Here is a 21,194-nt window from a genome sequence, read left to right as displayed (position 1 = left end):
GCCGGGCCAGGAACACATCATGCTTCCGGGCTGCACGCTCACCACCAGCAAGCCCCGCCCGCTCCCCCACAGACAGATCCCGCCGGATCGCACGATGCAGCGTCTGAACCGACGGTGGCGGATCCCCCTCGCCCCGGTCCGCGCGAGCCGTCAGCTCACGATGGACAGCAGCGACGTTCCCCTTCCACAAGCCGAGCAGAGCCCGTACCTCCGGGGTAATCATGAACCTGCCGTAGTACCGGCCGCTCTCCCCCGGCACCGCGGCCCCATCCTCCGCGGCTGCCAACCACCGCCACACCGCCCGCTCCCGCACACCGAACGTCTCACCCGCCGTCCGCACATGCCCGGTTGTCAGCTTCCCCTCCCGACGCAAAGCCAACAACCGGCGCACCGCCGGCCCCCGCAACGCCCGCACCGACACCGCGGGCAACGGCCCGTCCGAACCCCCCGAGACCGGGAGCTCTACTTCCTCGTCCACCCGACCCACACAACCGGCCCCCGGCCAGCCGATAGATCAGAACTCACGAAACTGAGACAGCGTCACCCCTGGGACGATAAGGGCCAAGAACAGCGATCCCCCACCGATCTCTCACATCAAAGACAGCGACACCAGCCCCCGAAACAAGCCCTGACCAGCACCAACACCCCAAGAGACCACTGTCTCTCACACCACTGTCCCTAAACCAAGAGATCGCACCGTACAGCGCCCGCGAAGACCGGCACGGCCGCAGGGTCCGGACGCGGCGCGGCGGCCTTCCAGACCGGCGTGCAAGCCCTCACCCAGTACGTCGAGCGGGAAGGCGGCGGTCTGCCCGGCCGCCAGCACGTCGAGCATCTGCCCGGGGCGGTCCACCGCACCGGGGTGTGGCTCGCCAACCAACGCCAACGCCGCAACCGGCTCGACACCGCACAGCTGCGGGCGCTGGCCGAACTCGGGGTCCAGTGGGCCCGGTCGGCTGTGTGAGATCCCGAGATCCGGCGCCCGTAGGCGGCGGGCTGTCCGCCGGCCCGCTCCCGCTTCGTGGTCCGGGCCGCCCGTTGCCGGTGCGCGGGTACCGCCGGCCCTGCGGGCGCGGCCTGGCCCTGCGCGGAGCCTGCGGGGCGCGGCCGTGCACCGCACCGTCGACCTCGCGCCCTGCCGGGCACCGGAATCAGCCCCAGCCCGACAGGTTCGCGCCAGCCCGACACCACACCACACCGTCACGGCCGGATGGTGATCGTTTACGTGCTGCAATAGCCCCGACCACACGGGCTCCACGCACCTCGGAGTGTGCTCCAAAGTACGCCCCCGTAACGCCGTCGTCGCAGAACCCGCACCGCGGGCGTACCGCTGGTGCCGGCAGAGGCCAAAAAACAGGGCCGCACGCCGGTCACAAGCTCACCTGCCGGCTCGTCGCCGCGCTGCCCGGCACCCGTTGGGCGCCGCTCGTGGGGCACCGGGAGCGCCGCCGTGCGCGCCGCACCCACCGAAGCCCTCGAAGAACGCGTGGGGGCCGCAGCTCAGGTCACCACGACCAGAACCCTCCTGCGCCAGGCGCTGCACCGTACCGTCAACCGCACACCCCGTACCTGACACGCCCGCGGCGGCACAGCGCCCGTACGGCCGTAGTGCGAACGCCGGTACGGTGCTCTAGCGTCGAAAGGCGGGAGTGACCCGACACGCCGAGCCCGGCCGACCCTTCGAGTGCCCCCTCCGCGCCACCCCCGCCCGTGGTCCGCCGTACTCAGGGATCGCGTGACCCACCACGAGAGCAGGTGCACCCGCATGCGTCCGTCGGCCCGAATCCCCAGCATCCTCGCCGGCCTGGCCCTCGCCGCCGGCGGCGCCCTCGTCGTCGCCCCGACCGCCTCCGCCAGCGTCCAGCAGTGCCAGCAGTACGTCGTGACGCACGGAACGCCGTCCACGGCAGACATCGCCCAGGCCTGCTACCAGGGCGCGATCGGCAACCAGACCAGCTGCGTCGCGAGCCTCAAGGCAGCCGGCATCTCCACCGACATCTCGAACGGAGCCTGCCGCGCCGCCCACTAGCAGTGCTTGGCCGGCCAGGAGTGAGTCCGGCCGTCTGCGGGGCCGGCACACGTCGAGCACCTCCCGGACGGGACAGAGCACCGTACCGGCGTGTGGCCGGCCAACCAGCGCCAGCGCCGCGACCGGCTCGACGCCGCACGGCTCGAAGCCCTCGCCGCACTCGGCGTGGACTGGGCTCAGCCGAGCTGAAGACGCCCGTCAGGGAGCCGGGCAGACATATGCGACCGGACCGCGCCGGGTGTGAACGGGCACGCCCGCGTCAGCCGGCCATCCTCCCGATTGGCACCCGACGGCAGCAGCTTGGTCACCTCGTGACAGCCATGATCACCACCAAAGCACGGTAACAGCACGGTCAATGCGCTCGCCCCCGGCTGACGCCCACTCGCTGCCACGAGCGCACCCACGCACAGTGAGATCCCGAGAACACGGCAGCTGCCCCGCTCCGCCCATGTCCGGGGCCCCCGATCATCAGGGGGCCCCGGACGATCGGGGGCCCCGGCCCGATGTCCTGGCGGGGGCCGCCTGCTGCCGGTGCGCAGGCTCCGCGGGCGCCGGCCGGCCAGACGCAGGCCCCGACGTGGTGGTGAAGCTGGAGCGGGCGGCAGAGGCAACCAGGGCACCGGGGCACCGGGCTGGGCGGTCAAGGCGCGGGATGGATCGTGGCCGGCCGTGCGGGCCTGGTCTACGGCTCCACTACACCGGAGGTACCGCGTCGAACATCATCGTGACGGCACCGGTGTAGTCCCCCGGGGCGAAGCTCGTCCCTTTCGCGGGGATCCTCAAGGGTGCCCTGAAGTTGACGTCGGATTCCGCCTCCCCCACGACCATCTGAGGCGTAGTCGCCAGCTCCTGGTTGTTGAACTCCGCCTTCAGATCGGCGGTGTCGGCTCCGGAAGCCGGCTTGGGGACCGACTCCAGTGAGCCGTGGACGCTGCCGTTGGTGTTCCTGACGTCGAAGAAGCCGTTCACCTCGCCCATCGTGCCGGCAGAGGGCGAGTAGGACATGTCCTGATCCTTGTTGACCAGGTCGGGATCAACGGGGACGACGTAGAAGTCGTTGGTGGGAACGTGCGCGACAAGGGAGATGCTGTGACGGGCTTCCCCGTCGGCTTGGGCAGAGCCCACGCCGACGGCCAGGAGGCCGACGGTCAACAGTGCTGCCGTGGCAGTGGGTCGGGATCGCATGGGCAACTCCTCGGAGCCGGTGATCTACGTCCCTCTCAACGACGAGACCAAGCGCAAGTTGCTCGTACCTGCCGGCTGCCGCGGCCACGGCCGGCCCGGTCCTCCCCAAGGGCCGACACGTGGATCACCGGTGTGGGAGGTCGGTGGTGCCGGGGGCTTCTGGTGCTCGTCACCCCGAACGGACGGGCCTGTGACCCGATCCAAGTCAAGACAGGTCCAGCCGACCGAGCCCACGAAACCTTCCCCCCTTCTCGGCTGTCGGCGCCCGGCACACCCGGCTGTGCGTGCCGGTCTTCACCCCAACGGCTGGCACCCCGCCGGAACGCCCCATCCCCTGCTCCGTCCCCTCCTAGCGTTGCGCGCAGACCGCCCCGCCGCACCGGCGGGCGGCCCACGGACTGAGGACGACGATGAGCAGCACGATGATGGGCCAGAAGTTCAGTCTCCTGTTCGACTGGTTCGACCAGGACCGCGACGGGCAGCTCACCCGGCAGGACCTGGAGGCGACGGCGGCGGTCTTCGCCCGGATCGCCCGGGAGGAGGACCACGGCAACCGCGCCGCCATCCGCGCCGCGTTCGGGCAGTGGTGGCAGCTGCTCCTGGCACACGCCGATGCCGACGGCGACGGACAGGTCTCCCGCCACGAGTTCACCACCGCGATGCAAGACCGTGTCACCGCCCCCGCCCACTTCGAGACCGCCGTCATGGCCATCGCCGACGCCGTCATGTCCGCCGCCGACACCAACCGGGACGGCGTCCTGAGCCGCGACGAGTACGTGGCCATGTACCAGGCACTCGGTGTCCCCGCCGAACAGTCCGGACCCGCCTTCGAGAAGGTCGACCGCGACGGCGACGGCATCATCAGCCACCACGAGTACCGCACCGCCATCGTCGACTTCTACCTCAGCACCGACCCCCACGCCCCCGGCAACTACCTCCTCGGCCCCCTCACCCAACCCGCCTAAACGGGTGCAGTCGAGCCTGGATGTACGTCGGGACGGCGACGGGAATGCGGGCTGAACCGGCCGACGCGCGGTGCTCCGGCCCGGCCCCCCTGCCGCGGGCCGGGCCGGAGCACCGCGAGCTGCCGCAGGAATGGGAACCCGTCCCAGCGAAACGCGACCGCCGAGCTGGAAGGGCTCGGGATCGTGTGGGACACCGCCGACGCCGCCCTCAAGACGAACGTCGCCGCCGCGCGGGCCTACCACCAGCTCCACGGGACCCTGGCGGCCCCGCGAGGCTCGGCGATCCTCGCCCTCCAGGTCCGGCAGCTGCTGACGAACGTGCGCCGGCCCGGTGGGCTGGGGGAAGGACCCGGTACGGGCGGAGCGGCGGGCTACGGCGCAGGCCGCGATCGACACCTACTGGAACCCCGGGACGCTGGGGTGGACCGTGGACTGGCAGCGGCACTACGTCTACCTCGCCCAGCTCCTGGACGAAGGCACCAGCCTGAAGGCCATCACCCCCGGGGTGACCTGGCACGGCGAGGACATCGGCCGCTGGCTCGCCACACAGCGCCGCGACTTTCGCCGGCTCACCGAGCAGCAGCGCCGCCTCGCCGAACTCGGCGTGAAACCCGCTCGAGCCGTACGAGCCCGCACCGCGGCCGCGGAACCGGGCACGACCACCACGACCGGGCGGGGCGCGGCAGCCCACAAGGGCGTCCAGGCCCTCACCCAGTACATCGCCCGGGAAGGCGGCAGCCTGCCCGGCCGGGCCCACGTCGAGCACCTCCCCGACGGCACCGAACACCGCACCGGCGTATGGATCGTTAACCAGAAGCAGCGCCGCGAGCGGCTCGGCCAGGACCAACTCGCCGCCCTGGCCGCCCTCGGCGTCCAGTGAGCGCAGTAGCCCCCGCGAGGCTGGCACCAGGGTGTTGGCCTTACACGGGGCCACGGCGCGCACCCGGGAAACGACACGGACCTTCACCAGCCAGACGTGTGAACCGCGTGCGGTCTGCCCGCTCTGAGGTCTGGCAGAGGGTTTCTGCACGCCGGCTTCTCGCGTTCTGGTGCTACTGGTGCGGCTGCAGGAGCTCGAAGGTGGTGCCGGAGTCGTCGCGGAAGGTCGCGGAGACTCCCCACGGCTGCGGCCGCGGCTCCTGGAGGATGGTCACGCCCCGCGCGGACAACTCCTTGACGGCCGCGTGGCAGTCCTGGACGGTGAACGTACAGCCGACCAGCGCACCCTTGGCGAGCAGCGACTTGAGCTGCTCTGCGGACTCCGCGTCCTGCACCGGCGCTCCCGGAACCATCAGGGTGAGCTGCAGCTCCGGCTGGCCCTCGGGGCCCACGGTGACCCAGCGCACGTCCTCGCTGAACGGCACGTCCGTGCGTGCCTCCAGGCCGAGCTTCTCGGTAAAGAAGCTCTGGGCCGAGTCCTGGTCGAGGACCCATACGACGACGGTGTTCACTCCAGTGATCATGATTCTCCCGTGGTGCGAGGCACATCCGGCATCGCCGCGGACCCGGCGCGGATGTGTCTTGTTCGTCGGCGAGGAGTCACGGGCCAAGGCGGCAGGCCGCTGCTTTCGCCTTCGCTCGGCGAGGGGCTGCTGCGGCCCGCGCCGGAGGGGGCGCGGCTCCTCGACGTTTGGACGTTATCGACGGTAGAGCCCTTTTAGGACACCTCACGTCACTAATGTCGGGCAGTCTGGAAGCCATGACCCAGGACCTGCCCGCGCGCATGCTGCGCCTGCTTTCCCTGCTCCAGACGCGCCGCACCTGGACCGGGGACGAGCTCGCCGGCCGGCTCGGCGTCACCCTGCGCACCATCCGCCGCGACATCGACCGCCTGCGCACACTCGGCTACCCGGTCCAGGGCACCACCGGCACGGCCGGCGGCTACCGGCTGACCTCCGGAGCCGACCTGCCGCCGCTGCTGCTGGACGACGAGGAGGCCGTCGCGATCGCCGTCGCGCTGCGCACCGCGGCAGCCGGCGTCGCGGGCATCGAGGAGACCGCCGTACGTGCCCTGGCCAAGCTGGAGCAGGTCCTGCCCGTCCGGCTGCGCCACCAGGTCGCCGCGATCCAGACCGCCGCGTCCCCGCTGCCCGTGCCCTGGTCGAGCGGCCCCGCGACAGCCCCGTCCGCCCTCGCCGTCCTGGCGGCCGCCTGCCGCGACCACGAGAGCGTCACCTTCACCTACCGCACCAGCACGGGAGAGACCGGGCAGCGGCGGGCAGAACCGTGCGGGCTGGTCGCCGCCGCCCCCGTCTGGTACCTCGTCGCCTACGACACCGGGCTTGAGGAGTGGCGGCTGTTCCGCGTCGACCGTCTCAGCGAGGCCGCCCCCACCGGCCACCGCTTCACCCCCCGCGCGCTCCCCGCCCCCAACGCCGCCGCCTACGTCGCCCAGCGCCTCGCGGCCGCCCCCGCCCGCTACACCTTCCAGGCCGTCGTCGAAGGCGGCGCCGACACCGTGCGCGCCCGCACCTGGTCACTTCCCGGCCGCGTCCAGCCACTCGACGACGACACCAGCATGCTGCGCCTGGCCGGCGACGATCCCGGCCGCATCGCCGCACAGCTCCTGGGAATCGACCTCGGCGCCGAGGACACCGTCCGCGGCACCCCTGGCCTCGCACCCCACCTGGAGCAGCTGGGGCAGCGTCTGCTGCGCGCGGCCCGCGCTCTCGCCCGCCAGGACCCCCACAGCGTCGGCGAACGGTGAGAAGCGCCGTCGGCGCAGCGCGGCAACCGGGGCGGGCGGACATCGCCGTCGCTGGTCTACGGCGGCGGCGCCGTCCGCCGTCCGCGCTCCCGGCACCGGCCGCCTGGTCCCGGGCTGGTCAAGAGTGTCTGACATCCCCCAGGCGGGCCCGGACTCCCACCGTCAGCGCCCCCTTCACGCGGTGAGGGCCGGGTTGGGGGTGAGGATGCGTCGCAGGATGCCCTCGAGTTCGGTGCGGGTGGGCGGGTGGGTGCCGGCGAGGCCGCGCAGGGTGAGCCCGTTCAAGGCGGCAACGGCGGCCTGTGCCGTCAGCGGGTCGACGTAGACGAGGAGGGCGTCGGTGGTGACCTCGGTGTAGCGGTCGGCGATCGGGCGCAGGGCGGGGCGGCGCAGGGCCGCGAGGTAGAGCTCGAGCTCGACGGTCTCGTAGGCCCGGTCGGGGCCGTAGGCGTTCAGCATGGCGTCGGTGAGCAGGACGGCCAGCTGGTCAGGGGTGAGACCGGGGCGCTGGGCGACCCATTCGGTGAGCATGGCGGCGTAGCGGTCGCAGGCGAGGGTGAGGGCGGCCTGGATGAGGTCGTCCTTGGTGGCGAAGTGGTAGGTGGTCGCCCCCAGGGGCACACCGGCCTCATCGGCGACGGCCCGGTGGGTCAAGCCCTCGATGCCCCGTTCGGCGATGACGCGGAGGGTCGCTTCCGTGATCTCGGCAATGCGACGCTCCGGGTCACGGCGGCGTCGGGGGGAGGAGGGCTCGGCGGGCATGGGGGCGGCTCCGGAGGCAGCGTGGCGGGTAGCGGTACGTATGTACCGTAGATCGCCCCGAAGCCCTGCGCGACCCAGTCAGGCATGGGCGAACAGGAATCTTCGACGGGAAGCCGGGCCCGTCACCCCAGATCTAGGACGCCACATGTCCGTATTGCACCTCGCGCCGGATTCGAGTTACAGTACAAATGTACTGAACGGCGAGCCCGAGTAACGCGCTCCCGCTTTCCTCAGGATCCATCTGGCGCCGGCCTTCCGCCGCGCGGGCGCCCGGCAGATTCCGCGCCTCCTCGACCGCCCCCCTTCTGCTGGAAGGCCTTCTCCATGCCCGTTAAATCCGCACCCGCGGCAGCCGTAGGGGCGCTGGCCTCCTGCGCCCTGTGGGGTCCCGACGGCAGAGTGCTCGCCGAGTTCTACGCCGCCGCGCTGGGCTGGCGCCTGGCCGACGAGTTCCCCGGCGAGGACGGCGCCCCCACGGCCTTCCTCGTCACCGACGGCTCCACCCGCCTCGTCTTCTACACGGCCCGGGGCTTCAAGGCCCCCGAGTGGCCGGCGGACGAGCTGCCGTTCCACCTCGACCTCGCCTTCGACGACGTCCCCGCCGCCGAGCGGCGCCTGCTGGCCCTGGGCGCGGTCAAGCCCGCCCACCAGCCCGGCGGCGAGCACTGGACCGTCCTGCTGGACCCCTCCGGGCAGCCGTTCTGCATCAGCACCGGATGGCCCGAGAGTCCCTGAGCCCCCAACCCCATCCCCCCACCCACACCACTTCAGGAGGACCGCCATGGCGTACGCGCCCTGTTTCAGCGTCAAGGACACCGCGGCCAGCATCGCGTTCTACAAGACGCTCGGCTTCGACATCGACTCCAGCACCGCCAAGCCCGGCGACGACATCCACATGCTCTTCTACCAGGGCGAGTTCTGCGCGATGCTCTACAGCAACGACGACCTCAAGAACTGGCTGCCCGTCCTCGCCGACACCCCCATCGGCTTCGCCGGCATGCACTACCTCGGCGTCGACGGCCTCCAGAACGCCTACGACCACATCTCCCGCCACGCCGAGATCGTCAAGCCCCTCACCGAGGACCACAACGGGGTCCGCCTCTTCTACTTCCGCGACCCTGACGGCTACGTCATCGGCGTCAACGAGAAGTCCACCGTCAACGCCGGCTGAACCCCAGACCGCAATCACCCCATCCCACCCCACACGTACTCGGACAAGGACCACACCCCGTGAGCACCACCCTGACCAGCGCCGCCGCCCGAGCCGTCGTCGACGCCTGGGCCGCCGCCTACAACGACCAGGACTTCGACCGCTTCAGCGACCTCTACGCCCCGGACGTCCCCTACACCTGCGCCGCCTACGGGCTCGCGTTCACCGGCCGCGACGCCTTCGTCGCCCACGTCAAGCAGTACGCCGGCGCCGTCCCCGACCGCAGGATGACCCTGCGCCGGGTGACCTCCGACGGGGAGAGGGCCGCCGTCGAGTTCGACTTCGACGGCACCAGCTCCGGACTCCACCCCGCCCTACCCCCGAAGGGCGAACCGGTCCGCACCGGCTTCTGCACCGTCCTCGAACTACACGACGGCCGCATCACCTCCCAGACCGACTACACCGGCGGCACCCGGTGACAGACCGGTGCGGACGCTTCCGGAAGGAGCAGGGTCATGGCGTTTGACGAGGTACTCGCGGCGCGCGTCCAAGAGCGGCTGGAGCCGGAAGGGGTGACCGCGAAGAAGATGTTCGGCGGGATCACCTTCCTGCTCCAGGGCAACGCGCTGGCCAACGTTTACGAAGAGGGCCTGATGGTGCGCGTCGGACCCGACGGGATGGACGAGGCCCTCGCCCGCCCCGGCACCCGGCAACTCATCTTCCGCGGCAAGCCGCAAAACGGCTGGGTACTGCCCGCCGAGGAAACCCTCGACGACGACATCCTGGACGACTGGCTGACGTGGGCCCTGGACGTCACCGCCGAGCTCCCGCCCAAATAGCACCACAGCAAAGCCCCGGGTTTCACGGCGGGCGGCGCCCGACAAGACCACACGCCAGCCCGTGCCCGTACAAGGCGGCCAGGCACCACCCTTGCGTCAGCAAGCACAACACCACTGAGCTCTCCGCCAGCGGGAGTCGGGGGCTCTACCGCACCGGGAGTCCGGGAGCTCTGCTTCCTCCTCCACCCGACCCACACAACCGGCCCCCGGCCAGCCGATAGATCAGAACTCACGAAACTGAGACAGCGTCACCCCTGGGACGATAAAGGCCAAGGACAGCGATCCCCCACCGATCTCTCACATCAAAGACAGCGACACCAGCCCCCGAAACAAGCCCTGACCAGCACCAACACTCCAAGAGACCACTGTCTCTCACACCACTGTCCCTAAACCAAGAGATCGCAAGTACGTCGAGCGGGAAGGCGGCGGCGCTCCCGGGCGGGCACACACCGAGCGCCTCCCGGACGGAAGTGAGCACCGTACCGGCGTATGGCTCGCCAACCAGAAACAACGCCGCGACCGACTCGACGCCGAGCAGTTGCGGGCGCTGACCGCCCTCGGGGCGGAGTGGGCCGGCCCGTGATCGCCGTGCCGTACCCGGACCGGCCGAGGGGTTGCCGGTCCGGGCGCGGTGCCCCGACTGGCGGCCCGGCCAGGGGACTGCTGGCCCGTGTGCGGAACCCGGCGGGCTGGGGCAGCCTCGGTCCGGGCGGCGCTGTCCCCGCCGGATGCTGTGTACGGTCCCGGCAACGGGCGCGTGAGCAACGGGAGCAGACGGAAAATCAGGGCGGATCCCGCCGGAGGGCCAGCCACGCACGGGTAGGGTATCCCGGCGCCGGCTCTCTCCCGCCCGGCCCGCCGCGTCTACGGCGGCCCGGCGGGCTGGGCAGGATCGATGGCCAGGAGGGCCAGGGCGAGGGCGGTGACGTCGGCGACACCGCGGGTGCGGACCGCCTCCTCCACGATCCGGGCGGCGAACACGGTATACCCGCCGGCATGAAGGGCGGCCACGAGAGCGGCAATCTCGGCGGGCGACCAGGTCACAGCCGTCCGCGACGCCTCGTGCCGGGCCACCCCGCCGGGCAGCCTTCACTCACATCGCACAGCGAACGGGTGTACCGCCCACACCACACGACTCCACACCGGCCCCACAGGGAACCGTCCCACCGCTCACACTCCCGACACGGAGGGCCTCCCCTGTGATCCCCCACGCCCCGAGCACCCGGCACACCATCGCCCGGCTGCTCACCGCCTTCGCACTCGCCGTCCCCACCACCCTCACCCTCGCCTCCCCCGCAGCCGCTGCAACCATCACCTGCACCGTCAACGGCACAGCTGTCACCGGCTCCACCATCAACGGCACCGCAGGCAACGACACCATCTACTGCCCGGCCGTCCCCAGCGGCGTCCTCGTCCACGGACGCGGCGGCGACGACACCATCGTGGTCAGGGCCGGTACTGGCCAGAACGGCAACGACGGCGAAATCAACGGCGGAGGAGGCAACGACACCATCTACGTCGCCGCCGGGCTTCCCTCCCTCGACAGCAGCGGCAGAACAGGGAACAACGGCACCATCTACGGCGGAGGCGGCACAGAAGACATCACCGTCATCGGCGGATGGGGCAATGTCGGCGCAGCCCGCCGCGACATCTGTGGCGACGGCTACAACGGGGGAATCGGCAACGACGGCTTGATCAGCGCGCACGGCACGATCACAGCCATCGGAGGTGCTGGAGGCCCCGGGAATACGTCCAACTCCACCGGCGGCATCCCCATGGACTGCGACGGGGGGCACGGTGGTGACGGCAACAACGACCGCATCATCGGCAGCGGCCTGGCGAACAACGTCATCACCACCACCGGCGGCGCAGGCGGCGACGGGGTCGATGCCGGCGAAGGCGGTAACGGCGGCCACGGCAACGACGGCCGCATCACCACCAGCGGAATCTCCACCACACAGGCGGTAACCGCCACTGGGGGGAAGGGCGGAAACGGCACCGGCACCGGTGGCGGCGGCAACGGCGGTAACGGCAACGACGGCACCATCGAGATCGCCCTCGGTGCCGGCACCGCCCGAGGAGGCAACGGCGGCAACGGACGCCCAGGCGGGACCGGAGGAAAGGGCAACACCGACACCTTCATCACCGTTCCTCCCGGCAACTACCAAGCCCCCGCCGGAAACCCCGGACAAAGCTACTGAGAACCCACAACAGGGATGGCTGACCGGGTGGTGCTGCCACCACAGCACTGCCGCACCGCGTCCCCATCCGCCCGGGCGGATGGGGACAGCCCGGGGGGGGTCGGCCTGCGACGGACGTGGACCGGTCGCGGGAACCAGCCCGGGTGGTCCGCCGATCAGCTCGACGTAGTCGTGGCCCGGCCGCGGGCCGGGGGCGGGATCGTCCGGCTCCGCCCCGTACACCGGCCGGTCCCACCAGGAAGCATCCATGCCCGCAGCCTCCACCGCGGGGCCGACGGCCTGGGTGGGGATGCCCGGTCCGGCCCCGCAGGGGTCAACCACGGTCTAGCGGCCACCCATGTGGAACAGGGTCGAAGCCGGGGCCGCAAGGACCTTCGCGAGCGCTTCACTGCCGCCCGCTTCCATCCCGACCGTCACCGCAGCCGCGTTCACCTCTACCTCCGCCGTCCCCACCAGGGTGTCGCAGCGCGGGCACACGACGACCACCAGGCAGCCGCCCTCGCAGCGGCGTCCCTCACCTGCCCCGCCCGGCAGTCCGGGACGGGGCCACTTGCTGCCGGTGCGCGGGCACAGCCAGCTCCACGGGCGCCGCCTTGCCAGGCACGGGACCGGTCAAGGTCGTGGTCGAGCGGGAGCGGGCGGCGGTGGCGGAGGCCCGGGGCCCGTCGGGAACCGGGGCGCCGGGCGGAGCGGTCAGGGCGCGCAGGGTCGTGATGACCATGCGGCCCGCAAGCTCACCGGGCGAGCCCTGCTCCCAGGCACCGTTGTCCATCAGGGCGGCCTCCAACCGGGCGCGCAGCCCCTGTTCGCCTTCCCGGCCGCGGGCGATGCCAGCCATGCGGGCCGCGAGGAAGGGCCAGGCCCGGGTGGCCACCAGGAGGGCGGTCTCGCGCTCGGAGCCGATGCAGTCCCGGGTGAGGGAGACCAGCCGGCTGTTCGCCGCCTCCGAGCCAGCCGAGAGCGGCGGGCCTGTCGGCCAGGTCCAGGTCGTTCGGGACGGTCAGGCCTTCGGTCAGCGGCCCCCACATCGCGCGGGCGTCCGCGCTCACCACCACCGGCCCGGAGGCCGCACCCGCAGCCGGGGCCGCGGCCGGGGCCGGATCGGGAGCAGCAGGGGCGGCGGCGGTCTGCGGCGCGGCGGGCGGGGCGTACGGGTTCGGCGCGGGAGCGGGCCGGGCAGCGGGCACCCCGGCCGTCGGGGCGGGGCCGGCTGCCGGTCCGGCGGCGGCGGGCTGGGCCAGGAGGGCGGCGACGGCCCGGTCCACGCCGACACCCTGACCGTGCGCGGCGGTCAGAAAGGCGGCGGCGACGTCGACACCCTGGAAAGCCGGCTTCGCGGGCCCTGGATCCGTTCCGGCCTCCGGGGTTCGACTGCGCCGTCCCGGTGAAAGGGGTCGCGATCAGGCCCGTTGGGATATGTCTGAAAATCATGAGACGGCAGGGTCGAGTACGCCGCCCCGTACACGGGACCTCACGATCCAGGAGACTCCTTGACCCCCCTGCCTCCACCCGGCCCACACACCCCAGCGCGCACCACAGCCAGGCAACGACGACTGGCCGCCGTCACCGTCCTGCTCACCGCCGGCTCCCTCCTGTGGGCCACACCCGCCCACGCCGCCACCGCCTCAGCCCCCGGCTACTGCACCATCACCTACCCCAACAACGTCCCCACCGTCCTGTGCCCCCGCCTCGACGCCGGCGACACCATCACCGTCAACGACGCCACCACCAGTACCACCACCAGCATCACCATCCGCAGCATCAACGGCAGCACCGGCACCAACGCCGGCACCATCCAGGGCGGCCCCGGCAACGACACCATCACCATCACCGCCGCCAACGGCACCACCGGCGTCCCCGGCACCGACAACGGCGCCGGCGGACACGGCACCCCCGGCGGAAACGGAGGCAACGCTCACACCGCCAACACCGGCACCATCCACGCCGGAGGCGGCACCGACACCCTCACCATCCAAGGCGGAAACGGAGGCAACGGCGGAGACGGCGGACACGGCAGCACCAGCGGCAGCAGCCTCTTCAACGGCGGGCACGGAGGCAACGCAGGCGCGGCAGGCCACGCCAACACCGGCACCATCACCCTGAACGGCAACAACAGCACCCTCACCCTCACCGGCGGCAACGGCGGCAACGGCGGTGAAGGTGGCAACGGCGGACCCTGCAGCGGCTCCTGCGACAGTGGTATCTCAGGACATGGGGGCAACAGCGGCACCGGCGGCAACGGCTCATCCGGCCCCACCGCCACCATCACCGCCACCGGCACCCACACCCTCAAGCTCAACGGCGGCAACGCCGGACGCTTCGGATCCGGCGGAAGACAGAGTCCCAGCGGAGCCGGCACAGTCGGCGGAGTCGGCAACGCCACCAACATCCAGGCCCCATCCTCCAACGTCACCGCCACCGGAGGCGCCAGCACCGGCAAGTTCGACCATGGCGGCAACGGCAACGAAAGCACCATCACCGCCACCACCGCCACCACCACCGGAGGCCTGGGACCCCTGACCGGCTGGGAAGTCAGTTCCGGAGGAAACGGCAACACAGGCACCATCACCGCCACCACCGCCACCGCCACCGGCGGCGTCGGAAGCACCGGAGGAAATGGCAACACAGGCACTATCACCGCCACCACCGCCAACACCACCGGCGGCGACGCAAGTGGCCACGGGGGAAACGGCAACACAGGCACCATCACCGCCACCACCGCCAACACCACCGGCGGCGCAGCAGGAGGCCGCGGAGATGGCCGAGGAGGGGACGGCAACACAGGCACCATCACCGCCAGCCGCAGGGCGACGGCCATCGGCGGCGCCGGCACCACCGGCACTCACGGCATCGGCGGCGGCGGCACGGGCAACAGCCAAGGTGCAAGCATCACCACCACAGGCACCTTCGCCGCCTTCATCACCATCACCGGCGGCAACGGCGCGTACGACAACGACGCAGACGGAGACGGAGCAGGCGGAGACGGGAACAGCGGACACGTCCGCACCCAAGGCACCCTCCTGACCACCACCCGCCTCACCGGCGGCAACGGCCAACCCGCCAACTCCAAAAAAGCCGGCAGCGGCAACACCGCCACCGGAACCTTCCAGGGCGGCCCCGGCAACGACACCATCACCATCACCCGCGGCCAAGGAACCAACAGCTCGAACGAGACCGCGCCCCCCACCCAAGCCAACGAAGGACGCATCGACGGCGGCGCCGGCATCAACCTCTGCACCATCAACGGAGGCAACAGCGGAACCATCGCCCACTGCACCCTCACCAGCCAATCCTGACCACCCCAACCACCCGACAGCGGCGGCCCACCCCCAGGCAGCCGCCCCACCCCACCCAAAACCACGAACGCCCCTACCGGCCCCGGATCCGAACCACACCCGAACGCGCCAACGGCAGACTGAACCCATGCCCCACACCATGGTCGTCGCCGTCCCACCCACCGACCTGGAGCGCCTCGACGCCTTCGTCGAGGCGCAGCAGTCCGCCGAGCTGCGCTGGCAGGCCTGCGCCGAACAACCCGCCGACGTCCTCCGGCTGAACGGCCCGGAACTGCGCGCGGTGCTCCGCGGCGCACCACGGCGCGCAGCGCAGGCCCGCCTTCGGGCTGGGCGGCAGGAGCGGCGGGAGTCCGGGCTGCACCGCCCGACGCGGGCGCTCGTGCTGGCTCCGGGGCTGCGGGCCGAGCTGGAGCAGCACGGCCTGCTGCGCGAGTGGGAGCCCGTCCCGGCAGACGCGGCAACGTCGGGGCAGACGTTGGGCGGGACGGGGCCGTACGCGGGTGCGGGGCTGACCGGCCGGCTGGTCGTCGCCCTGCCCGAGCCGCTGTGGGCGCCGCTGACGCGCGGGGTGTACTGGAGCAACCGGCCCCACGTCCAGGCCCTCCAGGCCTGGACCGACCGATGGGGCCCCGGACCCGCCGCCGGACGCTCCGCGGCCCCGCCCGAGGCGCTCGCCAAACGGGAGCGCGCCGCCGCCCAGGCGGTCACGACCGGGAACGTCGTCCGCGCCGCCCTGGAACGCGCGCTGAAGGGGTAGGCGGCCCAGCGGTACTGCCCCCACACACGCTGGGCACCGGGCCTTGCCCGTGCACGCCATATCGGCACGGGCTACCCGCACCCTAACCGGCCCCCGGCCGAACCCGGACGGCCGGCCGCGGCTACGGGACATCGCCCCGCCAGAGGAACCGGCCGACGCCGCCGGGCCCGGGTCCGGCCGGCTCGTAGCCAGACCGGCCGCCGGGCCCGAACGCCCCGTGATCGGACATCAGAAGCGCCCCGTCCACGATCTCCTGTGGCAGCCAGCCGGTGACGTCGAGCAGCAGCCCGTCCAGCGGGCCGCCGACCAGCTCGACGTAGTCGTGCTCGGGCTGCGGCCCGGGATCCGGCCCGTCTGGCCCCGCCCCGTACACCTGCCGGTCCCACCAGGAAGCATCCATCCGAGCAGCCTCCCACCACGAGGGCCGACGGCCGCCCCCGAACCCCCTACCCCGGCCGCCGCGCCGCCGTACCCCCGCAGGCCGGCCGGCCAAGCCAGCCTCACCCGCAGACCACCCGAACCCGAACGGAACCGCTCCACCACCCGCACCCGGCCACCCACCGCCAACGGCACGGTCAGCCGGCCCAGCGCCGCCCTCGGCCAGGGTCAGATCTTCTCCACGATCACCGATGACACCTTGTTTTCGAGGTTCGCACCGAACGCCTCGGTGTCCGTCTCGATAACGGTCGAGGCCCCGGAGAAGCCCGCGTCCTCGAACAGAGTGACCTTGAGCCCTTCGGGGACGAGGACCGAGCTGATGGAGTCGTCGGGGACCGTCAGGTCACCGATGTCGTACCTGCCGACCGGCAGCGTCTGACGCTGCCCCTTGAACTGCGCTTCCGTGAAGACGGCGGCGGCGGCGTTCTCAACGAGGGGGTTGAATGTGGTGGCGAAGTCTCCGTCGTAGTTCTCGTTGATGCTGGTGTCGCCGCTCATGCTCTGGGCGGCCTTGATCTGGGCGTTCTTCAGGATGTTCTGGAGGCCCATCTGATAGTCCTTTCGAGGGAGCGTCAATGAGTGTCAGACCGTCAGGTCTGCGCGTGCCTATGATGCCGAGGTCGGCCCACCGAAGATCACACATTCCCCAAGTGGGTCGGGCTCCGTTACCGGAACCTGTCAGCGGGCGCGAGCAGGCTGGTCACCTCGGGGATGGCCTCTGCCGAGGGCTTGAAGTAGCGGCGGACGTTGTCGGCCTTCTTGTGCAGGGCCTTGGCCATCAGCATCAGCTCGAAGGTGCCCCACTCTCCCCCGCGGCGCCCGCGTGCAGGACCGCGTGATGGGCCACCCCGCCGTGCCGAGCAACAGTGCCCCGCAGGCCGGCCGGCCAAGCCAGCGTCACCCTCAGACCGCCCGACCCGGACCGGAACCGCTCGACCACCCGCACCCGGCCCCTCACCGCCAACGGCACCGTCCCCGGCACGGTCAGCCGGCCCAGCGCCGCCCCGAACTCCCCCGCCATCAGGACGGCCAGGGCGTCGGCGTCCTCGTCGGTCGACCAGCCGGCCAGCACGTCCTCCCCTTCGGCGTCCTCGGCCAAGACGAGGTGCGGACCGTCCAGCCGGAAGCGGATCGTGCGGCGCCCCGGGCCCACCACGGTCAGCGACGCCGACGGCATCCCGATCGGAACCCCGATCTTGTCGTGGGCCAGCAGCCACGCCACCACGGCCGCCCGGTCGAACTGCGGATGCACCTCCGTGCCCCCGGCCGGGACGGGGAAGTCGGCGTAGCGGCGGCGCCAACTCTGCACCGCAGCCCGACCCACCCCGACCATCCTCGCGATCTCCGCCAACAACACCCGCTCCCACACCGGGCTCACATCGAGCGCGGCAAGCGGGGAGCGGGCGCCCGCAGGGGCGGCATACACCGCCCGCCAGTCGACCGAGGGCCGGACGACGGGGAGCAGGGCGACGGACTCGGCCGAGTACAGCCGCACCGTCGTGACGCCGCCGTGGTGCTTGTAGTCGACCGACACCGAACCCACCGGGGCGACCCAGCCGAGGCGCACGACGGCGTCGAAGTCGACGCGGCCGACCCCGAGCCGACGGGCCGCCTGATCCGGACCGAGCGGCACGTGACGGTCCAACAGCACCGGCAAGTCCCGCCGACGCGCAACGGCGTCCACCTGATCCGGGTGGACGTCCGGGAACTCCACGTCGCCGCCGAGGTAGACCAGCAGCCCGGCGCGGACGAGGTGACCGACCGCCGCCGCGGTCACCCGCGGCCGGCACCGCAACGGCTCCCCCAGGGCAGCCGTCCCGCCGCGGCGGCTGGCGGAGCTGTCAGGTGCGAGCCGATCCGCTCCTGAGCGCCTGTGCTCCAGGCCGGGCATCGGGTGAGAGGCCGAAGCCCCGCAGCCCGGCACCGGTTCGCGTCGGGCTTTGCGGCCCGTGGCCCCGGCGCCGGGCGGGCACCGGGCCGAGCAGTTGCCCTTGCCAGGGGTTACCAGTACAGGAGGTGGATACCGCCGAGGTGGCTGCCCAGGGCGACGTTGTGGGCGTCCTGGATCCCGGGGATGTTGCTGCTGGTGGCACGCCAGTTCGTCGGGGTCGGGTCGGTGAGGTTCCAGAGAATGTACTGGCTGTCGGGGCTGTGGCGGAACGCGGCGAAGATCTTCTCCTGGACCGAGCCGTCGTACTGCTGGACCTGGGCCAGGGCTGCGGTAGGGGCCTCGGTGATGACGAGGGGCCTGCCCTGCATGTCACGAGGCGGGTTTCCGTTGACCGCCGGTGAGGTGAGGTCGCGCACCCAGAGGCGGTCGACGCAGCCGTTGGCGTCCCGATAGAAGACGTCGAAGCCTCCGATGGGGGTCAGGACGACCTGCGGGCGGCCCCACTGGACCCGCTCGGCGAGGGTTTTCACCAGGCGCCAGCGCCCGCTGGTCGGGAGCTCGCACGTGTACAGGTTGAGGCGGAGCCCGCTTTCGAGCAGCGCCGCCATGTAGAGGTTGCCCTGGTAGACGAACGGACAGTTCAGCGGCGAACCGACGCCCCCGTCCCAGGTCGCCTGGCGGCTCTCGACGCGGTAGACCTGCCCGTCCTGGCCCGCGGTGCCGTCCAGGATGTGCATGGTGGTGGTCTCCATCATGGAGGTTCGCGCGTTGGTGAGCCAGATCAGCTGGCCCCGCCAGCCGACCAGGGAGGGGTCCACGGTCGAGTTAGGGGTGGACACCCGGTGCACCTCGCGCCAGTGGGCGCCGTCCCAGCGGGCCAGCACCGCGTGGCTGCCGCTGCGGTAGGTGGCGAACAGGCACTCCTCGACCTGCGGCTGGTCCTGGTCGGGGGCGGGCACGATCGGGAAGTCCACGGTGGTCATGAACGCCGGGCCCGAGCTGAGCAGGTGGGGGACGTCGACGGGCTTGGACCAGGCTCCGGCGTAGAAGGTGGCGTGCTTGAACGAGGCGGCGACCACCGGGCCGATCACGGTCTCGATGGTCAGGGTGTGCTTGCCGTCGCTGCCGCCGTCGAAGACCAGCTCCAGGCGGCCGCCGTTGGTGCGGGCCATGCGCTCCAGCGCGGCGCGGGAGAACGAGAAGTCGCGGCGGGCCACCAGGTCGTCCTGGTTGACGAGCAGGCCGAGGAGCCAGCGCACCGCCGTCGCCACGGCGGCCACCAGCACACCCCAGGCCGCGGCGTCGGAGGCGTCGTCGTCGAAGTCGTAGCCGGACAGCTGCCGGGAGGCGTCGAAGCACTTGCGGGCGATGTCGTCCATCGCGGCCCGCAGCTTCTCCAGCCAGCCGCGCCCGCTCTGGTCCGCCTCCCAGCACTCGATGTGGCCGGTGAAGGCGTGCTGCACGGGGCCCTTGAACCAGAAGGTCTCCGGGTCCATCGTCGTGACGGTCCCGGCCGATATGCGCCCGTACTCGCGGGTGCGGACCGTGCACTGCGCGGCCATGTCGCTGCCGCTGCCCGACGCCCAGTAGATCTCGTCGTGGCCCACCTCGTTGGAGCGGCGCTCGCACCGGAAGCGGGCCATGCGGATCCGGTACTCGTTGATCGCCGCGTCCACACCCTCCTCCGCCTGCGCGGCCGCGGCGGCGCGCTCGGCGCGGCTGCCGACCACGACGACGACCTCCTCGCTGCCGGTCAGCGCGCCGGACTCCAGGTCGTCCAGGGTCAGCACCGCGACCTCGGGACGGGCCAGGACCTCCTGGGCCGCCGACGGCAGCCACGCCCCGAGCGCCTTGTCGTCCACGCCCTGCTCCAGGCCCCGGCCCGTCACCAGGTCGGGGAAGAGCCCGGCGGAGGCCCGGGAGCCGGGTTCCTGGAAGATCCGCCCGAACTCCTGGACCGCCCCCACTCCGAGCAGCGCGTCCAGCTGCTCGGTCAGGCGCAGCTCCAGGTCGGTGAGCTCCAGGCCCTGCTCGGCCCGCGCGCAGGCGCGCAGGATCGTGCCCACCAGCACACTCGCCGCGCTCCCCAACGGCGCCAGCGCCTCACTGCGGCCCCCGGCCAGCTGCTCACGCAGCATCGCCGAGCGTTCCTTCGCCGACACCAGTCGGTCCTTCGACATCGCACCCCCACGGTCACGCTCCAGCGCAACCGGACGGTCACGCCCCGTCATGATCATCGAGGTGGTCGCGGCGGCACAAGTGTGGGAACCGTCCGTTCCAGCGGCCCGAACCGGCCATCGGAACGCGGCCTCTACGCGACGCGGGAGGGGGCCGGTAGCGCGGCCGACGGCCGACTGCACCGAACCCGGCGCAGCTTCTCAGCCCGGCAGTTACGCATCCGCCTCCGCAAGGCGGAAGGACTGGGTCTTGTTGTTGAAGTCCCCCAGGTCGGGAGTGTCCCCGGTGACCACGAGGGACGCGCCTTCGCCCTCGGCAGCGTCATACAGGGTGACCTTCAACCCGGGCGAGAGCTTGACCGAGCTCACCGGAAGCGGGTAGCGCTGGGGCAACGGAATCCTCTCAAAAGGCACCTCGAACGACTTACCCTGGTAGTTGGCGTCCTCGAAGAACGTCACACTGGGGCGAGCAGCCGCGGGCCGCCCCTTGATGACGACGTTCTCGTTCGTCCTGTCGATCAGAGCGTCCGCGTCGTTGAACAGGCGATCGTTCTGGTCGGGCATGTGGTTTCTCCAACCCTTGATGGTCCGCCATCACGGATGACGGGATACTGACAAGCTGTCGGATGATCACCCTAGCGACCATGCTCCGGCCTGCGCGGACAATCCCGCGTACTGGCGCAGCGTGCGCTCCTTGGCTCCCTGGCAGGCCACGTACGGGTCAGCGTCAGCTGTCGCCGGGCACAAGCAGCTTGGTCACCTCGGCGATGGCCTCCGCCGAGGGCTTGAAGTAGCGG

Annotated in this window: 22 protein-coding genes and 2 pseudogenes; 14 read left to right on the top strand and 10 right to left on the bottom strand. The window is 71.6% G+C overall.

The features are described 5' to 3' along the window. Window positions 1-478 (bottom strand): annotated as a pseudogene (locus ACIPW5_RS34030) (transposase); the annotation flags it as partial. 282 nt (window positions 479-760) lie between these two features. Here ACIPW5_RS34030 and ACIPW5_RS34025 point away from each other — a divergent pair. From ACIPW5_RS34025 to ACIPW5_RS34010, 4 genes and pseudogenes are all read left to right on the top strand, one after another. Then, window positions 761-964: pseudogene (locus ACIPW5_RS34025) on the top strand (helicase associated domain-containing protein); the annotation flags it as partial. Window positions 965-1,450: 486 nt separating this feature from the next. Continuing rightward, on the top strand, window positions 1,451-1,573 hold the full coding sequence (locus tag ACIPW5_RS34020; RefSeq protein ID WP_401253446.1) for a hypothetical protein: 123 nt from the start codon (window positions 1,451-1,453) through the stop codon (window positions 1,571-1,573). Between the two features lie 192 nt (window positions 1,574-1,765). Further along, window positions 1,766-2,029, top strand: a complete 264-nt coding sequence (locus ACIPW5_RS34015) for a hypothetical protein (RefSeq protein ID WP_401253444.1) — start codon at window positions 1,766-1,768, stop codon at window positions 2,027-2,029. A 90-nt stretch (window positions 2,030-2,119) separates the two neighbouring features. Beyond that, window positions 2,120-2,218, top strand: a complete 99-nt coding sequence (locus tag ACIPW5_RS34010; RefSeq protein ID WP_401253442.1) for a helicase — start codon at window positions 2,120-2,122, stop codon at window positions 2,216-2,218. A gap of 504 nt (window positions 2,219-2,722) precedes the next feature. On the opposite strand, the gene ACIPW5_RS34005 is transcribed toward ACIPW5_RS34010, so the two are convergent. Next, window positions 2,723-3,214 (bottom strand): CS1 type fimbrial major subunit, encoded by a 492-nt coding sequence (locus ACIPW5_RS34005; protein WP_401253439.1) that lies wholly within the window; start codon window positions 3,212-3,214, stop codon window positions 2,723-2,725. 410 nt (window positions 3,215-3,624) lie between these two features. On the opposite strand from ACIPW5_RS34005, the gene ACIPW5_RS34000 reads away from it, so the two are divergent. After that, window positions 3,625-4,179, top strand: a complete 555-nt coding sequence (locus ACIPW5_RS34000; RefSeq protein WP_401253437.1) for an EF-hand domain-containing protein — start codon at window positions 3,625-3,627, stop codon at window positions 4,177-4,179. A gap of 331 nt (window positions 4,180-4,510) precedes the next feature. Continuing rightward, window positions 4,511-5,059 carry a helicase associated domain-containing protein gene (locus ACIPW5_RS33995; RefSeq protein ID WP_401253435.1) on the top strand — a complete coding sequence of 183 codons (549 nt, stop codon included), beginning with the start codon at window positions 4,511-4,513 and terminating at the stop codon, window positions 5,057-5,059. A gap of 172 nt (window positions 5,060-5,231) precedes the next feature. On the opposite strand, the gene ACIPW5_RS33990 is transcribed toward ACIPW5_RS33995, so the two are convergent. Then, the gene (locus ACIPW5_RS33990; protein WP_401253432.1) at window positions 5,232-5,642 is read right to left on the bottom strand and encodes a VOC family protein; all 411 of its coding nucleotides are present in this window, start codon (window positions 5,640-5,642) and stop codon (window positions 5,232-5,234) included. Between the two features lie 236 nt (window positions 5,643-5,878). Here ACIPW5_RS33990 and ACIPW5_RS33985 point away from each other — a divergent pair, with 236 nt between their 5' ends. Then, the gene (locus ACIPW5_RS33985) at window positions 5,879-6,886 is read left to right on the top strand and encodes a helix-turn-helix transcriptional regulator (protein ID WP_401253429.1); all 1,008 of its coding nucleotides are present in this window, start codon (window positions 5,879-5,881) and stop codon (window positions 6,884-6,886) included. 174 nt (window positions 6,887-7,060) lie between these two features. Here ACIPW5_RS33985 and ACIPW5_RS33980 read toward each other — a convergent pair whose 3' ends face one another. Next, window positions 7,061-7,648, bottom strand: coding sequence for a TetR/AcrR family transcriptional regulator (locus tag ACIPW5_RS33980; RefSeq protein ID WP_401253426.1), 588 nt, complete (start codon window positions 7,646-7,648; stop codon window positions 7,061-7,063). A 324-nt stretch (window positions 7,649-7,972) separates the two neighbouring features. On the opposite strand from ACIPW5_RS33980, the gene ACIPW5_RS33975 reads away from it, so the two are divergent. The 5 genes from ACIPW5_RS33975 (at window position 7,973) to ACIPW5_RS33955 (ending at window position 11,838) form a co-directional block, all read left to right on the top strand. Continuing rightward, window positions 7,973-8,383 (top strand): VOC family protein, encoded by a 411-nt coding sequence (locus ACIPW5_RS33975; RefSeq protein WP_401253423.1) that lies wholly within the window; start codon window positions 7,973-7,975, stop codon window positions 8,381-8,383. A 46-nt stretch (window positions 8,384-8,429) separates the two neighbouring features. Beyond that, window positions 8,430-8,819, top strand: coding sequence for a VOC family protein (locus tag ACIPW5_RS33970; RefSeq protein ID WP_401253420.1), 390 nt, complete (start codon window positions 8,430-8,432; stop codon window positions 8,817-8,819). 59 nt (window positions 8,820-8,878) lie between these two features. Then, on the top strand, window positions 8,879-9,277 hold the full coding sequence (locus ACIPW5_RS33965; protein WP_401253417.1) for a nuclear transport factor 2 family protein: 399 nt from the start codon (window positions 8,879-8,881) through the stop codon (window positions 9,275-9,277). 36 nt (window positions 9,278-9,313) lie between these two features. Continuing rightward, window positions 9,314-9,637, top strand: a complete 324-nt coding sequence (locus ACIPW5_RS33960) for a TfoX/Sxy family protein (RefSeq protein WP_401253415.1) — start codon at window positions 9,314-9,316, stop codon at window positions 9,635-9,637. A 1,199-nt stretch (window positions 9,638-10,836) separates the two neighbouring features. Continuing rightward, window positions 10,837-11,838 (top strand): hypothetical protein, encoded by a 1,002-nt coding sequence (locus tag ACIPW5_RS33955; RefSeq protein ID WP_401253413.1) that lies wholly within the window; start codon window positions 10,837-10,839, stop codon window positions 11,836-11,838. 514 nt (window positions 11,839-12,352) lie between these two features. Here the strand turns inward: ACIPW5_RS33955 and ACIPW5_RS33950 are convergent. Continuing rightward, window positions 12,353-12,676, bottom strand: coding sequence for a hypothetical protein (locus ACIPW5_RS33950; RefSeq protein ID WP_401253410.1), 324 nt, complete (start codon window positions 12,674-12,676; stop codon window positions 12,353-12,355). A 652-nt stretch (window positions 12,677-13,328) separates the two neighbouring features. On the opposite strand from ACIPW5_RS33950, the gene ACIPW5_RS33945 reads away from it, so the two are divergent. Beyond that, window positions 13,329-15,134, top strand: coding sequence for a hypothetical protein (locus ACIPW5_RS33945; protein ID WP_401253408.1), 1,806 nt, complete (start codon window positions 13,329-13,331; stop codon window positions 15,132-15,134). 127 nt (window positions 15,135-15,261) lie between these two features. Then, window positions 15,262-15,891 carry a hypothetical protein gene (locus ACIPW5_RS33940; protein WP_401253405.1) on the top strand — a complete coding sequence of 210 codons (630 nt, stop codon included), beginning with the start codon at window positions 15,262-15,264 and terminating at the stop codon, window positions 15,889-15,891. A gap of 121 nt (window positions 15,892-16,012) precedes the next feature. On the opposite strand, the gene ACIPW5_RS33935 is transcribed toward ACIPW5_RS33940, so the two are convergent. From ACIPW5_RS33935 to ACIPW5_RS33915, 5 genes are all read right to left on the bottom strand, one after another. Continuing rightward, window positions 16,013-16,291: a hypothetical protein gene (locus ACIPW5_RS33935; protein WP_401253403.1), complete on the bottom strand. Its 279-nt coding sequence runs from the start codon at window positions 16,289-16,291 to the stop codon at window positions 16,013-16,015. Window positions 16,292-16,497: 206 nt separating this feature from the next. Beyond that, complete coding sequence (locus ACIPW5_RS33930) at window positions 16,498-16,878, bottom strand: hypothetical protein (RefSeq protein WP_401253400.1); 381 nt, start codon at window positions 16,876-16,878, stop codon at window positions 16,498-16,500. A gap of 235 nt (window positions 16,879-17,113) precedes the next feature. Next, a complete protein-coding gene (locus tag ACIPW5_RS33925; RefSeq protein ID WP_401253397.1) occupies window positions 17,114-18,106 on the bottom strand; it encodes a hypothetical protein in 993 nt (330 codons plus the stop codon). A 224-nt stretch (window positions 18,107-18,330) separates the two neighbouring features. Next, a complete protein-coding gene (locus ACIPW5_RS33920) occupies window positions 18,331-20,400 on the bottom strand; it encodes a hypothetical protein (protein WP_401253395.1) in 2,070 nt (689 codons plus the stop codon). Window positions 20,401-20,610: 210 nt separating this feature from the next. Beyond that, window positions 20,611-20,961 (bottom strand): hypothetical protein, encoded by a 351-nt coding sequence (locus tag ACIPW5_RS33915; RefSeq protein WP_401253394.1) that lies wholly within the window; start codon window positions 20,959-20,961, stop codon window positions 20,611-20,613. Window positions 20,962-21,194: the final 233 nt, after the last annotated feature.

The organism is Streptomyces sp. NPDC090077, assembly GCF_044747545.1.
Lineage (GTDB): Bacteria > Actinomycetota > Actinomycetes > Streptomycetales > Streptomycetaceae > Streptomyces.
Note: the sequence above shows the minus strand (reverse complement) of the source record. Positions and strands in the feature narration are given on the sequence as shown.

Bases quoted from the DNA above. Each gene is read 5' to 3' on its own strand.
- ACIPW5_RS33990 (WP_401253432.1), bottom strand. From the start codon at position 5,642: ATGATCACTGGAGTGAACACCGTCGTCGTATGGGTCCTCGACCAGGAC.
- ACIPW5_RS33915 (WP_401253394.1), bottom strand. From the start codon at position 20,961: ATGCCCGACCAGAACGATCGCCTGTTCAACGACGCGGACGCTCTGATC.
- ACIPW5_RS34015 (WP_401253444.1), top strand. From the start codon at position 1,766: ATGCGTCCGTCGGCCCGAATCCCCAGCATCCTCGCCGGCCTGGCCCTC.
- ACIPW5_RS33940 (WP_401253405.1), top strand. From the start codon at position 15,262: ATGCCCCACACCATGGTCGTCGCCGTCCCACCCACCGACCTGGAGCGC.
- ACIPW5_RS33975 (WP_401253423.1), top strand. From the start codon at position 7,973: ATGCCCGTTAAATCCGCACCCGCGGCAGCCGTAGGGGCGCTGGCCTCC.
- ACIPW5_RS33950 (WP_401253410.1), bottom strand. From the start codon at position 12,676: ATGGCTGGCATCGCCCGCGGCCGGGAAGGCGAACAGGGGCTGCGCGCC.
- ACIPW5_RS33920 (WP_401253395.1), bottom strand. From the start codon at position 20,400: ATGTCGAAGGACCGACTGGTGTCGGCGAAGGAACGCTCGGCGATGCTG.
- ACIPW5_RS33985 (WP_401253429.1), top strand. From the start codon at position 5,879: ATGACCCAGGACCTGCCCGCGCGCATGCTGCGCCTGCTTTCCCTGCTC.
- ACIPW5_RS33980 (WP_401253426.1), bottom strand. From the start codon at position 7,648: ATGCCCGCCGAGCCCTCCTCCCCCCGACGCCGCCGTGACCCGGAGCGT.
- ACIPW5_RS34005 (WP_401253439.1), bottom strand. From the start codon at position 3,214: ATGCGATCCCGACCCACTGCCACGGCAGCACTGTTGACCGTCGGCCTC.
- ACIPW5_RS33935 (WP_401253403.1), bottom strand. From the start codon at position 16,291: ATGGATGCTTCCTGGTGGGACCGGCAGGTGTACGGGGCGGGGCCAGAC.
- ACIPW5_RS33970 (WP_401253420.1), top strand. From the start codon at position 8,430: ATGGCGTACGCGCCCTGTTTCAGCGTCAAGGACACCGCGGCCAGCATC.
- ACIPW5_RS33960 (WP_401253415.1), top strand. From the start codon at position 9,314: ATGGCGTTTGACGAGGTACTCGCGGCGCGCGTCCAAGAGCGGCTGGAG.
- ACIPW5_RS33930 (WP_401253400.1), bottom strand. From the start codon at position 16,878: ATGGGCCTCCAGAACATCCTGAAGAACGCCCAGATCAAGGCCGCCCAG.
- ACIPW5_RS34000 (WP_401253437.1), top strand. From the start codon at position 3,625: ATGAGCAGCACGATGATGGGCCAGAAGTTCAGTCTCCTGTTCGACTGG.